This is a genomic window from Dietzia alimentaria 72 (assembly GCF_000226215.1).
Taxonomy (GTDB): Bacteria; Actinomycetota; Actinomycetes; order Mycobacteriales; family Mycobacteriaceae; genus Dietzia; species Dietzia alimentaria.
The window spans coordinates 1-14,406 of sequence record NZ_AGFF01000027.1 but is presented as its reverse complement, the minus strand read 5'-3'; the positions used below and the strand labels follow the sequence as shown (position 1 = coordinate 14,406).

Genomic DNA, 14,406 nt, shown 5'->3' with positions numbered 1-14,406 from the left:
CGGGCCTCTTTCCTGCACCGACCGAGAAAGGACTCCTGTGAACCCGGAGCACCCACACCTTCCATCGATGTTTCGATTCGGCACCGCGACAGCCGCCGCGCAGATCGAGGGCGGTGCCAGCGCGGACGGTCGCGGACCGAGCATCTGGGACACCTTCGCCGCCGAACCGGGACGTATCCGCGGCGGCGACACCCCGGCGGTTGCGTGCGACCACTATCACCGCCACGCGCAAGACGTGCGGGACCTGGCGGACCTTGGTGTACACGACTACCGCTTCTCCCTCTCCTGGTCTCGCGTCCTGCCCACCGGACGCGGTGGGGTCAATCGGCCCGGGCTCGACTTCTACTCCCGGCTCGTCGACGACCTGCTCGCCGCCGGGGTCCGGCCGGTGCCGACCCTGTACCACTGGGACCTGCCGCAGGCTCTGCAGGATGAGGGCGGTTGGCTCTCCCACTCCACGTCTGACACCTTTGCCGACTACACCTCGCTCATGGTGGAGACCCTCGGCGACCGGGTAACGACGTGGTTCACCCTCAACGAGATGAATGTCCACACGCTCTACGGCCACGCGCTCACCGATCACGCGCCCGCGCTCGGACGTGGATTGGACTGTCTGCCAGTGGCGCACAATCTGCTGCGCGCGCACGGGTTGGCGGTCGACGCCATCCGCGCGACCGGCGACCGGCACGAGGTGGGCGTCGTGCAACAGCACTTCCCCGTCCGGGCCGCGAGCGAGTCCACCGAGGACGTGGACGCCGCCGACCTCTTCCGGATCCTGACCAACTGGACGTTTTCGGACCCCATCCTGCGCGGACACTATCCGGAGGACTGGGTTGCCGAGCTCGTTCAGCAGTCTGCGGGACTGACGCCGGAGCAGCTCGAGCGCGACCTCGTCGTCATCTCCCGTCCCCTCGACCACTACGGGGTCAACTACTACGAGCCCACCGTGATCGAGGCTCCACGCCCGGACAAGGACTACTCCGGGGTCCTGGAGGTGGACTTCCCCGAGGACATGCCGTTCCGGCCGGTCCGTGTCGACGGGGTTCCGCGAACGGATTTCGACTGGCCGATCGTGCCGTCGGGGCTGACCGACATCCTCGTCGAACTACACGAGCGCTACCCCGAGCTACCGCCGGTGACCATCACCGAGAACGGCTGCTCGTACCACGACGTCGTGGACGAGGCCGGTCGCGTCCACGACGATCAGCGGATCGAGTACCTGCGCGCGCACCTGGCCGCGGTGACCGACGCGATCGCCGCCGGCGTGGACGTGCGTGGCTACTACGTGTGGTCTGCCATGGATAACTTCGAGTGGGCGGCGGGCTTCGCTGAGCGCTTCGGACTCGTCCACGTGGACCACGCGACCCAGAAGCGAACACGTAAAAACTCCTGGTACTGGTACCGCGACCTCATCGCGCGCGCCGAGGCCTGACCGGCTCTCGTCCGGCACCGACCAGCACTCAGAAACACCCGGTCAACATGAGCATCGCGTACGGAACGTGGACCACCGCGGCGAGCAGGGCGAGAGAAGTCAGGCAGAACGCTGTGGCCACCGTCGCCGCCACGCCGGCCGTCCCCCGCCCCGGCTCCACCAGGTGCCGGATGCGGTCGGGGCCGAGAGCGTGGAGCGCGTCGTCGAACAGCGCGGTGTCAGACCCGGACCGGTGTCGGGCCGGATGCCCCTGCTGGCCCAGGACGAGGAGTGCACTCGCTAGCGCGGTGGTGCCGACGGTCCGCCGGGCGGCATCATCAGCGGCGATCTCGAGGTAGTGGTGGAGCGCCGACTCGGCGGCAGTGAAGAGCGGAACCCACCGCATCCTTGCGGTGACGATCGTGACGAACGCCGTGATGAGATGGTGTCGCTGCTTCAGGTGTGCCTGCTCATGGGCGAGAACCGCCCGCAACTCGTCGGGCGCCAACGCCTCGAGAGCACCAGAGGAGACGACGATGCCGCCGTAGCGGCGAGGCAGCGTCATCGCGAACGGATGGGCGTCGTCGACCACACGGACCGCGTGTCCGACTAGTCGCCGCGTCCGGCTCCCGTGCCGTAGCTCGTCGGCCGTGCGTCGGAGCCGATGATGCCTCCGACGCAACTCGCGCGCGATCGAGACCACCTGGAACCCGGAGACAGCAAACGGCACGACCAGCAGGAGGATCACCGGGACCGCGGTGTCCACGCGGTCGAGGCCGAACGGATCGGCGGCCGCGAGGCACTTGCTACACACCTCTGCGGCGCCGCCCGGCAGGATGTCGGGGCCGGTCACCATCCAGGCGAGCAGCGGGCCGATCGACAGTGCTGCCAGAACCCACGCCGTGGTGCTCCCCACGATCAGCCCTGTCGCCACCCGCGGCAACCTCATCAGCGCAGGCGCTGCGCTCCTGAGGATGCGGGGCCCGGCCAACGCGGGAAGGGCGAGCCCGACGACGACGAGGAGCATCAGCAGGTGCACGGTCATCAGGAGCGCTCCCGATCGCGGCGCGCGAGGAAGTCACGGAGCAGGTCGAGCTCCGCGTCAGGGATGCTCTCGGCGAAGTGGAGGATGGACGCCGCGCGGTCCCGGCTCCCACCGAGCGCGTGGTTCATCATCGACGCCACGTTTTCATCTCTGGTCACCGTGGATCGGTACACCGTCGAGCGACCTTTTTTACGGGTGGTCACCAGATCCTTGCGCTGAAGGTTGCCGAGCACGGTGGCGATGGTGGTGTAGGCGGGCTCGCCCGGGAGCCTGTCGATGAGCCCTCGGATGGTCGACTGCCCCTGGTCCCAGAGGAGGTCCATCACCTGCGACTCCAGCGCACCCAGGCGCGACGCATCCCGTCGTCCGGTCATCGGGCCACCTCCGTCGTGCTGCCCGATGGAAGCGGGCACGCGACGCGGCCGCGTAGCCGAACCACGAGTGCGATGCCGGTGAGGAACAGAGCGATCACGGCGAGGACCGGCTGGAGCGGTACGAACCAGGTGATCGCGCCGGAGTACCCCAGGGCCAGCAGGGCGAGTTTGTTGCAGACCGGGCATCCGACCGCGAACCACGCGAGGAAGGCCCCTGCCACTCCCGCTCTGCCTGACCGCCGGGCCTCGTCGTTGTCGTCGTCCTCCTGCGGTTGCGCATCATCCCGGACGTAGGTCGCCAACAGCAGACCGGAGAACGCCGACGTGGCGATCCAGACCGGGTAGTTCCAACACACCGGCGGGATGTCGCGCGAAAAGACGGAATTGGGGATCAGCACCGTCGCCAGGCCGAGAAGGATCCCGAAAGCGATCGCGACAGCGACGGCCACGGCAACCTGACGACGCGTCAGGGTCCGCAGCCCGATTGCCGCCTGAGAAACCACCCGGGGCCAGGTGGACACTTCTCGCCTGAATCGGTCCACGGGGGTGATCATGCCACGCGTCGACTATCCGCGATAGTCGACTATGTGCCATAGTCGCTTGCGTGCTCACCGCCTCCGACAGAAGGGCCGCCCCGTGAACGACCCCCTCTCGCGACACACCCTGGAGGCGAAGTACCGCAGGTCGAAAATCTTGAACGGTGTCCTGGCCGCGATCGTCGTGTTCCTCGGCATCGTGGTGGTGGCCCAGATGCTGCCCGGGCAGTCGCCGACCTCCTCCCCCACCCCCGCCGCGTCCGAGACCACCGGGGGCGAGCAGGCCACGGGCGGCGACATGGACTTCGTCCGGCGCGAAGCGGGCGATCCGAAGGCGATCGGCGACGTCGACGCGCCGGTCGTCCTCACCGAATGGGTCGACCTACGGTGCCCGTTCTGCGCCTCCTTCAGCCGCGACACCCTGCCGACCCTCATTGAGGAATACGTCGACACGGGCCGCGTGAGGATCGAATTCACCGACGTCGCCTACTTCGGCGCGCAATCCGGAGATGCCTCGGTCGCCGCACATGCCGCTGCGAACCAGGACAAGTACGTCGACTTCCTCACCGCGGTGTTCAACGAGGCCCCCGAGAACGGCCACGCCGACCTCACCCGCGAGGTCCTCATCGACTTCGCCGCCAAGGTCGACATGCCGGACCTCAGCAAGTTCACCGCGGACCTCGACGACCCCACGGTCCGCGCCCGGGCCGAAGCCAAGACGGCAACCGCGCAGCAACTCGGGGTCTCGGCTGTCCCGTTCTTCGTGGCGGGCAAGACCGCGATGTCCGGCGCGCAGCCGCTGGACAGCTTCCGCGAGTACCTCGACGACGCCCTGGCCAAGGCCGAGTAGCGCATGGACATCGGACTCCTCGGTGCGTTCCTCGGCGGCGTGCTCACCCTGCTCAGCCCGTGCTCGGCAATGCTTCTGCCGGCGTTCTTCTCCTACGCGTTCGCCCACCCTCGCGAGCTGCTCACCCGGACCGGCGTCTTCTACCTCGGGCTGATCACGAGTCTCGTCCCGCTCGGCATCCTCGCCGGGACCCTCGGCGCGTTCGTCAACGCTCACCGCTTCAGCTTCGTCACCGTCGCCTCGCTCGTCGTCATCGTGCTCGGCGCGCTCATGCTGCTCAACGTCCCCGTCCCGCTTCTGCGACGGGGATCCAGCACCGAGGGCACCTCGATGACCGCGGTCTACGCCCTCGGCACCGTGTACGGTCTCGCGGGCGTGTGCGCTGGCCCCTTGCTGGGCGCCGTTCTGACCGTCGCCGCAGTCTCCGGCACGGCACTGACCGGCGGGATTATCGTGCTCGTGTTTGCCGCCGGCATGGCCCTGCCGCTGCTCGTCCTGGCACTGTTGTGGGGCCGTCTCCCGGCCGTGCGGAATCTCGTGCGCCCGCGTCAGGTCACGCTCGGCCGCTGGAGCAACACCTGGACCGGGATCATCGGCGGCGTCCTCACCATCGCCGTCGGCGTTCTGCTCCTGGCCACCGCGGGGACCACCGAACTCACCGGGTTGCTCGGGGCGGGCACGCAGGCCGAACTCGAGGGGAACGTCCTCGGGTGGGCACGCCGCATCCCCGACGTCGTCGTCGTCCTCGTCGGCCTGCTCGTGGCCCTCGTGGGCTGGCTCATCGTCCGGTCCCGCCGCATGCGCAGCACCTCCGCCGCGGCGACGGTGGCGTTCGCCGGACACGGCCGAGTGCGGGAGCCGCACGAGACTGCGACGGACTAACCTGGGGGAATGCTCAGGGATCCGGCTCGACGCCGCCGCAGCCGCCTGGTGTGGCGCCGCTCCACCCGATTCCTCGCGATAGGCGCCCTCGTCGCTCTGACCGCCACTGCGTGCGGCGACGCCCTCCCCGACCCGGTCGAGGGACAGAGCCCGTCGGCCTATTCGGGATTGGGCGTGGGCGAGGACCGGATCGAGTATGCGATTAGCAAAGTCGAGGACATCGTCACCGAGGAGATGGACGCCGCAGGCACCCCGGGCGCCGCGGTGGCTGTGGTCCACGGTGGTGATGTCGCCTTTGCCGGGGGATTCGGTGTCCGCGGCTCCTCTACGGGTGAGCCGGTGAACACCGACACGGTCTTCCCGTTGGCGTCGATCTCAAAGTCGGTCAGTGCGACCGTGGTGGCGGCGGAGAGCGGCAACGGCGACGTAGATTGGTCGACCCCTGTACAGAATTACCTGCCCTGGTTCGCACTCTCTGAGCCGGGCGTGACGACCGCCGTGACAGTAGGAGATCTGTTCGCACACCGCTCGGGTCTTCCGGAGCACGCGGGCGACGACCTCGAAGACCTCGGCTACGACCGTCCTGCCGTCCTCCACGGTCTGAGGCATCTGCCGCTCACCCCGTTCCGGGCATCTTATACGTACACGAACTTCGGCTTGACTGCTGGCGCCGAAGCCGTGGCGGTGGCGGCGGGAACGCCATGGAACGAGCTCGCCGACGAGCGGATCTTCACCCCGTTGGGGATGGACGACACGTCGTTCTCCCACGAGGAGCTGCTCAAGCGCCCCAACCGGGCAGTGGGTCATGTCCGCCAAGCCGCCGCCGATTCAGGTGAGTCGTCCGGCGACTGGGTTCCGGCCGATCCGGCCCGCGATCCCGACGCCCAGGCGCCCGCCGGGGGCCTGAGTTCGTCCCTATCCGACATGGCGCGGTGGATGTCGATGGTGCTGGCGGACGGGCGGGCCCCCGGCGGTGCGCAGGTGGTCCCCTCACGCGCGCTCCGCGAGGCCCTGACCCCGCAGGCCGTGTCGTCGCCCCCGCGATCCGCGGTGGATCGCACGGGGACCTACGGCTACGGGTTCAACATCTCGGATAGTTCGTCCGGTCGCGTTCAGTGGAGCCATTCGGGCGCGTTCGCGCAGGGCGCCGGCACCGCAATGCTGATGATGCCCTCACTCGATCTGGGGATCATCACGCTGACCAACGCCGCTCCGACGGGGATGGCCGAGACAGTCAACGCACGCTTCGCGGACCTGGCCCAGTATGGCGACCCGGCGCAGGACTGGCGGAGTATTTACAGCAACGCGTTCGGGCCACTACTCGACCCTGTGGGCGACCTGGTGTCGGAGAAGCAGCCGGTGTCCCCGCGACCGCCGCCCCCGCTCGACGACCTGACGGGCGCTTACCGCAACGACTACTTCGGCACGGTCGACGTGCGACGGACCGGCAAAGACGACCTCGTGATCGCCGCCGGGCCCGACGCGCAGCGCCAGGAGTGGGCGCTCGAGCACTGGGACGGCGATACGTTCGCGATGTCGCCGTCGGGCGAAAACTGGCCCGACGGCTCGCGAGGCAGCGTGGTTTTTGACGACGACACCGTCACCATCGATCTGCTGGACCCCAACGGGTGGGGCGATTTCGCTCGGGTCGGGGACGACGCAGACAGCGCGGACGACTGACTTCGCGCGTTCTGACCGCACCGGTCCGCACCGGCCGGCGCCGCGACGTCGCCGGCCGGCGCGGCATTACGCCGCGGTTTCCGCTCGACGCCTGTCCCGTTTTCTTTCGGCGTTCGGAGTGGTGAGGAATACAGAGAGCCACCTCATCCTCGGGTCGGCGTCTACCAGGAACGCCTTGACCGCCAGCGTCAGCGGCACGGCCAGAATCGCGCCCAGCGCGCCGGCGATGGCGGACCAGAACACCAGCGACAGGAACGTGACGGTCGGAGTGAGACCCACCGCGTCACCGGTGAACTTGGGCTGGACAAAGCTTTGCATGACCAGGTTGACCACGCTGTAGATCGCCACCACCCAGATCGCGTCCACGGGGCCGCCGGTGAGCAGGGCGAACAGGGCCGGCGGGACCAGGCCCAGGACGAACCCGATGTTGGGAATGTAGTTGGTGACAAAGGCGAGCACACCCCACACCATCGCCAGCGGAACCCCGAGGATGAGCAGGGCCACCCAGTCCATCACTGCGACGATCAGCCCGAACACGGTCGAGACGATCCAGTACGACTTGATGCCGTCCGTGAACGAGCCGAGCGAGTCCGCGAGCCGCGGCCGCTGCTGGGCAATCACGTCGCGACGGCGTGCGATGCCGGGGATATCAAACACGAGGAACGTCAGCGCGATCACCAGCACTGAGAGCATCCCCCCGGCAGAGGAGAGTTGCCCCGCGACATTCTGAACCGTTCCCATGATGGCCTGGGGGTCGATCCCGGACAGGCTCGACGAGATCTGGTCCTGACTGACCCCGAATGTGCCGAGGAACTCGATGCTCTGCTCATACAGTTCGGTGAACTTGTCCTGGTACTGCGGGATCTCCTCCGCAGCGATCCACACCGCCCACACGAGCATCCCCACGAGCGCCGCGAGGACCATGTAGAGCACCAGAAGAACGACGATCATCCCGCCCCATCGCGGCAGTCCGAACCTCTCCAGCCGCTTCTGCAGGGGTTGCGCGGCAATGACCAGGTTCAGCGCCAGGAATGCCGGCATCACCATGCTCGCGTGCTGGGAGATCCCCCACACCACCACGAACGCGGCCGCCAACGACACCACGGTAACGGTGCCGATCCCCCATCCCTTGGGCTCTTCGTCCGGTGCTGCCACCTCCGGTTCGCGAGCCGCGGTCTCGGGCGCTTCAGCCTCCGGGGCATCAGTCTCGGGGACCGCGGTCTCGCGGACGATCGGCGACCGATCGTCGTCTCCGGTTGTCGTCATGACTCTCCTGACAGGCGGCGCACCCTGCGCCGGACGCCGATCAGAGTAGCCCGATCAGCTCCCGGCGAGCACCGAACGGATGGCGTCCACGTCGACGGAGTCGAGGTCGGCCGGGTTCCACGTGGGATTACGGTCCTTGTCGATCACCACCGCGCGCACCCCCTCCACGAAATCGGGGCGGGCCGTGATCCAGCCGCCGAGCGCCAACTCGTTGTCCAGGCACTCGCGCAAGTTCGAGGCCCGGGCGCCCGCGCGCAGCAACTCAATGGTCGCCACCACGGACGTGGGGCAGTGAGAACGCAGCATCGAGAGTGTCGCGCTCGCCCACTCGTCCTGCTCTCCGGACTCCAGTGCGGCAATCATCGCCTGCGCGGTATCGCGCGAGAAGACGTCCTCGATCCGCTCGATGTGCGCCTCCACAGCAGACTCGCCCGCCGCTGACCGGTCGAGGCCGAACTTTCCGAGCGCGGCGTCGAGGCCTTCCGTGCCGATGGCTTCGACGAAGTTGTAGCGCTCGTCGTCGTCGACCAGATGTGTCGCGAGACCGGTGTAGAGGGCATCGGCCGTGTTCATCCGAACACCCGTGGTGCCCAGGTATATCGCTACGGCGAGGCCGCGCGCGCCGCCACCGCTCAGGCGCGGCAGGAAGTGACTCGCACCGACGTCCGGAATGAAGCCGATCGCGGTCTCAGGCATGGCCATCATGACCTTCTTGGTCACCACGCGGTGCGATCCGTTGATCGAGATGCCGAGCCCGCCGCCCATCGCGACACCGTGGATCACGGCGACCGTCGGCAGTCGGTGCGTGTGGTACGCGTGATTCATCGCGTATTCCTCGGAGAAGAACCGGCGATTGGTTTCGTGGTCGCCGGACGCCGCCGCGTCCCGCAGCGCAACGATGTCGCCACCCGCGCAGAACGCCTTCTCAGAAGTACTGGTGGTGACCACTGCCTCGACGCCCGAATCCTCGGTCGCCGCGTCGAGCGCCTGGTGCAGGGCCTGGCACATCGGCAGGTCCAGCGAGTTCAGGGCCTTGGGTCGGTCCAGGACAATGTGCTGCATCCGGCCTTCGCGCCGGGAGATGACGAATTCACTCATGGTCCCAGTCTGTCAGGCCCCGCGTGGCACGGCGAGCCGATACTAGGAATTCCTACCGAGCGGGTGGGTTGAGCGCACAGTGTGTCGTCGTCGACCCTTCGGCGGCTCACAGTCACCACCCGGGACCGAGCCGGCGCCAGCCAACCGCCAGCCGACCGTCTCAGCCACCCGCTCACGCGCCCGCATCCCAGCAGCCCACCGTCGCATCCCACCGGTCGCAGCCCAGGTTTGTCGTCGCTCGCTTGGTGTCAACCTCTTTTGAACTTTTGTTTGGTTTAAGCCGCGAGTAGTTGTTCGACTGTGCTCGTCGCGGTGGGTGCTTTGCGTGCGGTGACGGCCAGGCGGGTGTGCTCGGGCGGGGCGGGCACGGTTGGTGGTCGTCGGAATCGGATGGGCGTGGTGTTGTAGGCCTGGTCGGCGCTGGCTTGACGGCGTGCGTGCACTTCGCGCCAGGTTCCGGAGAAGACCTGGTCAGGGGTGTATCCGTTGACCCCGGAATGCCGGTGGGCACTGTTGTAGTGCTCGATGAATTCGTCGCACCAGCTGGCTGCATCGTGGACGTCGTCGAACAGTTGTGGGTACTGGCGGTGGTACTTGACGGTGGAGAACCAGGACTCGATGTGGGGATTGTCGTTACTGACCGCGGGCCGAGAAAGTGAGTGGGTCACGCCCCGTTTTCCCAGCAGGTCTTTCATCTTGTTGGAGGTCATCGCCGCGCCGTTGTCCGAGTGCACGACCCTGGTTCGTCCGCCGAGGGAATCGAGCACTTTGCCCATCCATTTCGCGGCCACGATGTGGTCCTCACGCGGCTGCACGGTGTGGCCGACCACCTTGCGGCTGAACAGGTCGATCGCCGCGTACAAGGCGAACGACTGTCCCCGGTACTGCCCAGGAAGGACCGTGATGTCCCAGCACAGCACCTGCCCCGGGCCGGTGGCCCGCAGGTCCGGGGCCTGTCGCCGAGCCGCATCTGGGGTGCCGGCCCGGCGTTGCCGACGGCACGAGGGTCGCTCGATCACCCGGGCGATGCGGTGGAACGTGGCCAGGCTGACGAAGCTGCCCTCACCCTGGTCCAGGCTCAGGTAGTAGACCTGCTCGACCGGCACCCCGTCATGGGCATTGAGCTGGTCGATAATCCACGCCCGCTCCTGGTCAGTGATAGCCGTGGGCTGGCGCCGATCGCGGTGCGCAATCGGCTCGGCCACGCCCGGCCTGGGATTTCGCCGGTAGTGCAGCGCCGACTTGGCCAACCCGATCAACGCCATCGCGGCCGTCTGCGTCGTTCCAGCGCCGGTGAGCTCGGCCAACAGTCGACCTTCGGCGGCGACGAGCTCGTCGAACCAGGCCTGCTGCTGGTCGGTCAGTCGCTTTCCGCCTTGTCGGGTTCGACGCCATGTGAGTGCATGACGTCGATAGCTTTTCCCAGCGCATCAGCCACTTTCCGGGACCGATCGATCTCACCTTCGAGCTCGTCGATCTGGGAATCACGCTCGGCGAGCAGTCGCTTGAGTCGCTCGATCTCGGAGATATCCTTGTGCGTCATACGACCAGACTGACGCGGGATCTTGCCGGAGTCGAGGTCCCCGTCGGTGAACGCCGCCCGCCACCGGTACATCTGATCTCGTCCGATCTCATGCACCTCCAAGTACGCCGCTTTCCTCCCGTGCTTGGTCCGCGTATAGGCCAACACGTGCTCCCGGATCTGATCCGGCGTGAACTGCCGAGGTTCGACCGTCACACTCATAGCCATCAACTCCCTGACCTCCGGTTCACAACCATCCTGCCCCTCAGGGCCACTGCGAGAATCTCAATCAGTCTTCGCAGTAGCGACGACGAAATTCGCGGTGCGCAGCGGGACTGCGAGCCGGGGAGGTCAGTCGTCGAGCAGTTTCGAGGCCACGTCCGGAACGTACGTGAATTCGTCACGCGGCGGACGCTCGTAGTGCGTGCCCTCGGGTCGCTCCGGAATCTCGAGCTCCGGTGGATCGAGCTGCTCCCACGGGATGGTCGAGAGCAAGTGCGCGATGACGTTGATCCGCGAGCGCTTCTTGTCCTCGGACTCCACGGTGAACCAGGGCGCCTCGGGGATATCGGTGTGCACGAACATCTCGTCCTTGGCCCGGCTGTAGTCCTCCCACCGATTAATCGATTCCAGGTCCATGGGCGAGAGCTTCCACCGACGCATGGGGTCGTTGTGCCGATCGCGGAAACGGCGCTCCTGCTCCTCGTCCGAGACGGAGAACCAGTACTTGCGCAGCATGATCCCGTCCTCCACGAGCAGTCGCTCGAAGATCGGCGCCTGGTGGAGGAACCGTCGGTACTCGTCCGGGGTGCAGAAGCCCATGACGCGCTCGACGCCGGCGCGGTTGTACCAGGAGCGATCAAAGATAACGATCTCCCCCGCGGCCGGCAGATGCTCGATGTAGCGCTGGAAGTACCACTGGGTCTTGTGCACCTCGGACGGCGCCGGCAACGCCACCACCCGCGCGTGCCTGGGATTGAGGTATTGCGTCATGCGCTTGATCGCCGAGCCCTTACCGGCGGCGTCACGCCCCTCGAACACCACCACGAGCCGGTTGCCGGTGGCCTTGAGCCACGCCTGCATCTCCACGAGTTCGGCCTGCAGGCGCTTGAGCTCCCTCTTGTACTTCTTCTTGGGCAGCTTCTCCAGGCCGCTGGGCAGGAGGTCCTTCTTCGACGAGTCGCCCTCGAGTGTCTCAGTGATCTTGCCGTCCTTGCCGTCCTTGCCGTCCTTGCCGTCCTTGCCGTCCTTGCCGTCCTTGCCGTCCTTGCCGTCCTTGCCGTCCTTGCCGTCCTTGCCGTCCTTGCCGTCCTTGCCGTCCTTGCCGTCCTTGCCGTCCTTGCCGTCCTTGCCGTCCTTATTGCTGACCATGGCGGTGATCCTAGGCGGCCCCACCCACTAATCGGGCGGGACTACAATCTTGCCGGCGTCTCTATTTCCGCTGTCCACACTCAACGGAGTAGCGCTCAGCTGCAGCTTCCGGGGGCTCGGACATAATGACCCGATGCGAACTCACGCGGGCTCTGTAGAAAACAGCCCGGAACCACTCGGTGAAGCAGGCTGCACGAGCGCCGCGACTGCCGCCGAGGCGGAACGCGCCAGGGCCAGCCGCCGCCGTGCGGTAACGGAGCCCGCAGCCGGCTCGGTGAGCTGATGACTCCGCCCGAGATCCGCGCAGGAGCCGGTGCACAGAACCGTGCCTTTAATGCCCCACCCGTGCTGGTCCTCTGGGACCTCGACATGACCCTGCTCGACCCGGCCGGCTTCGGTACGCGCATGATCACGACTGTTCTCACCAAGCGCCTTGGCCGCGTGCCCGCCATGGGCGCCTCGTTCGCTGGCCGGACCGACCGGGCGATCCTCACTGACTTGCTGGTGCGCAACGGAGTCAAGGTCGACGACGACGACGACGCGATCGTCTCGCTGATGGATGCGGTGGCCGACAGGTGCGAAAGATCCGGTGACGATCTGCTTGCGGGAGGTGGCGGTCCCCTGCCCGGCGCACGGGGGGCGGTCGACGCCCTGGCCGCGGACCCGCAGCTGCACCAGGGGGTCGTGACAGGCAATATGCGGCGGACCGCTCTACTCAAGCTGCGATTGTGCGGATTCGACGGGCTGCCCGATCCTGGTCTCGGGGCGTTTGGCGATCATCACACAGACCGTGCCCACCTCGTCCGCGACGCGGTGGTGGCTGCGCGTGCCCGCGATCTCGATGTGTCCATGGCCGACGCCGTGGTGGTGGGCGATCACGTCCACGATGTGCGCGGCGCTCTGGATGCGGGAGCTCGCTGCGTCGGTGTGGCCACGGGCCGGGTGAGCGCCGCAGACCTCCACGCCGCCGGGGCCCATGCCGTACTCCCGGACCTCACCGACGCAGAAGCTCTCCTGGCCGCCGTCCGCCCCGCGAGCTGAGGTGCTTCCCGCCTCCCCCGCCTCGACGCCACGCTCGCGTCTCCCAGTCCCCCGCCTCCTCCGCCCCGACGCCACGCCACGCCCGCCCTGCCTCCGCCTCTTCCGCCTCCCGCCGCCTCCCGCCGCCTCCCGCCGGGCTTTGTCGTGCTCACTGCGACGATTCACCGAAAATCTCGCAGTGAGCACGTCAAAACAACTTCACTAGGCAACGACTGGAGCATGCGTCGCTACGCCGCCCGCGTCAGCGCCGAGGCGATCTGCCGGATCAGGGTCACAGGAGTCCGCATCATCTGCGCAGTGACGCGGAACCTCTCCCAGCCGAGCTCGGCCAACTGCGCATTTACCCACGCGTCGTACTCCCATTGCGACTTCTCTCGATGCAGTCCGCTGTCGTAGAAGATCGCCACCTTCTGCTTTTCGTATCCCAGATCAGCCGTCGCGATCCTGCTCCCGAATTCGTTATAGATCGTCAATTGTGGAGTCGGAGCTGGTAGCCCCGAGCGCGGCAGCAACAGTCGGAGGCGGGTCTCCGGCGGGGAGTCTGCTCGATCGTCACACCACCGCAGCAGCGACCGAACCCGCTTCACCCCGTGCAGACCGCGCATCTGCTCCAGTGTGGAATCCAACGATCCCACCGGGGTCTTGCTCCTGTTACATACCGCGTCGATCTTCGCGATCGCTGTGTTGTCGTCGTTTTCCCAACGACCCACATCAATCGCGGTCCGCGCGGCGGTCGTCAACCTCAGCCCGTGCTGCTCCAGCACGTGGCTCGGCGGAAGTTCCCGTGCAATTCTGCGCATCCGCACGCCCCGGGGCGCTGGCGAGGTACCGACGCAATAAACATCGATCGCCTCGCGGACGCGATGAGGCGCGTACCAGCGTTCGCCATGCAACAGGGCTGCGCCGAGACCGCCGATCACGGACCCTGTCGGCGCCCACAGCGACGCTGCTCTCACCAGCTTCCCAGCAGAGATCTCGCCCGCGGAATGGATATATACATTTGGAAACAGCCGCCGATACTCGGCTCTCAGTTGGTAGGCACTGACATGTCCCGCCGACAATGCTGCGCTTCCACGGAATGGGGTGACGGGGTCAAAAGTACGCACACGGTCATCGTCGATCGGCCGGGCAGTCGACGGAATAGGGTCGGCTGCGGCTGTGGAGAGAGCGGACGACTATCCACAGTTCGTCAGACCCCAGCAGTGCACGCCCCGGCGTCTGCGTCGTAACACGCCCACCGCCAACGTTTTGACGTGGCCACTGAGAAGTGTGGATCGGATATTCGCACTGGCCACGACAAAACTGAGCGGGCGGGCCGCCGTGCGGTGGG

At 67.0% G+C, this 14,406-nt stretch carries 14 protein-coding genes; 5 read left to right on the top strand and 9 right to left on the bottom strand.

What is annotated here, in order from left to right; genetic code table 11:
• The first annotated feature begins 67 nt into the window (after positions 1 to 67).
• Positions 68 to 1,432 (top strand): GH1 family beta-glucosidase, encoded by a 1,365-nt coding sequence (locus tag ON04_RS14420; RefSeq protein ID WP_033444355.1) that lies wholly within the window; start codon positions 68 to 70, stop codon positions 1,430 to 1,432.
• 28 nt (positions 1,433 to 1,460) lie between these two features.
• On the opposite strand, the gene ON04_RS14415 is transcribed toward ON04_RS14420, so the two are convergent.
• Genes ON04_RS14415 through ON04_RS14405 form a run of 3 tightly spaced genes read right to left on the bottom strand, consistent with a single transcriptional unit; the run spans position 1,461 to position 3,372 of the window.
• Entirely contained in the window at positions 1,461 to 2,456 is a 996-nt protein-coding gene (locus ON04_RS14415; protein WP_010542342.1) for a M56 family metallopeptidase, read from the bottom strand.
• Positions 2,456 to 2,830: a BlaI/MecI/CopY family transcriptional regulator gene (locus tag ON04_RS14410; protein ID WP_010542341.1), complete on the bottom strand. Its 375-nt coding sequence runs from the start codon at positions 2,828 to 2,830 to the stop codon at positions 2,456 to 2,458. Before ON04_RS14410 ends, ON04_RS14415 begins: the two co-directional genes overlap by 1 nt.
• Positions 2,827 to 3,372 (bottom strand): hypothetical protein, encoded by a 546-nt coding sequence (locus ON04_RS14405; protein ID WP_238529340.1) that lies wholly within the window; start codon positions 3,370 to 3,372, stop codon positions 2,827 to 2,829. The genes ON04_RS14410 and ON04_RS14405 overlap by 4 nt, the downstream gene beginning before the upstream one ends.
• Positions 3,373 to 3,466: 94 nt before the next feature.
• On the opposite strand from ON04_RS14405, the gene ON04_RS14400 reads away from it, so the two are divergent.
• The 3 genes from ON04_RS14400 to ON04_RS14390 are packed head-to-tail and all read left to right on the top strand — an operon-like array spanning position 3,467 to position 6,778.
• A complete protein-coding gene (locus ON04_RS14400) occupies positions 3,467 to 4,216 on the top strand; it encodes a DsbA family protein (RefSeq protein ID WP_010542339.1) in 750 nt (249 codons plus the stop codon).
• Positions 4,217 to 4,219: 3 nt separating this feature from the next.
• The gene (locus ON04_RS14395) at positions 4,220 to 5,098 is read left to right on the top strand and encodes a cytochrome c biogenesis CcdA family protein (RefSeq protein WP_010542338.1); all 879 of its coding nucleotides are present in this window, start codon (positions 4,220 to 4,222) and stop codon (positions 5,096 to 5,098) included.
• Positions 5,099 to 5,107: 9 nt separating this feature from the next.
• Complete coding sequence (locus ON04_RS14390) at positions 5,108 to 6,778, top strand: serine hydrolase (RefSeq protein ID WP_010542337.1); 1,671 nt, start codon at positions 5,108 to 5,110, stop codon at positions 6,776 to 6,778.
• A 66-nt stretch (positions 6,779 to 6,844) separates the two neighbouring features.
• On the opposite strand, the gene ON04_RS14385 is transcribed toward ON04_RS14390, so the two are convergent.
• The 5 genes from ON04_RS14385 to ppk2 form a co-directional block, all read right to left on the bottom strand.
• A complete protein-coding gene (locus tag ON04_RS14385) occupies positions 6,845 to 8,044 on the bottom strand; it encodes an AI-2E family transporter (RefSeq protein WP_010542336.1) in 1,200 nt (399 codons plus the stop codon).
• 54 nt (positions 8,045 to 8,098) lie between these two features.
• Positions 8,099 to 9,142 carry an enoyl-CoA hydratase/isomerase family protein gene (locus tag ON04_RS14380; RefSeq protein ID WP_010542335.1) on the bottom strand — a complete coding sequence of 348 codons (1,044 nt, stop codon included), beginning with the start codon at positions 9,140 to 9,142 and terminating at the stop codon, positions 8,099 to 8,101.
• 275 nt (positions 9,143 to 9,417) lie between these two features.
• Positions 9,418 to 10,449: a DDE-type integrase/transposase/recombinase gene (locus ON04_RS14375; protein ID WP_010539786.1), complete on the bottom strand. Its 1,032-nt coding sequence runs from the start codon at positions 10,447 to 10,449 to the stop codon at positions 9,418 to 9,420.
• 53 nt (positions 10,450 to 10,502) lie between these two features.
• Positions 10,503 to 10,886: a hypothetical protein gene (locus ON04_RS14370; RefSeq protein WP_010539787.1), complete on the bottom strand. Its 384-nt coding sequence runs from the start codon at positions 10,884 to 10,886 to the stop codon at positions 10,503 to 10,505.
• Positions 10,887 to 11,015: 129 nt separating this feature from the next.
• Positions 11,016 to 12,035, bottom strand: coding sequence for a polyphosphate kinase 2 (gene ppk2 / locus ON04_RS14365; protein ID WP_010542334.1), 1,020 nt, complete (start codon positions 12,033 to 12,035; stop codon positions 11,016 to 11,018).
• A gap of 282 nt (positions 12,036 to 12,317) precedes the next feature.
• Between ppk2 and ON04_RS14360 the strand changes: the two genes are divergently transcribed.
• Entirely contained in the window at positions 12,318 to 13,076 is a 759-nt protein-coding gene (locus tag ON04_RS14360) for an HAD family hydrolase (protein ID WP_081477206.1), read from the top strand.
• Positions 13,077 to 13,303: 227 nt separating this feature from the next.
• Here ON04_RS14360 and ON04_RS16550 read toward each other — a convergent pair whose 3' ends face one another.
• Entirely contained in the window at positions 13,304 to 14,182 is an 879-nt protein-coding gene (locus ON04_RS16550; protein ID WP_141564810.1) for a hypothetical protein, read from the bottom strand.
• Positions 14,183 to 14,406: the final 224 nt, after the last annotated feature.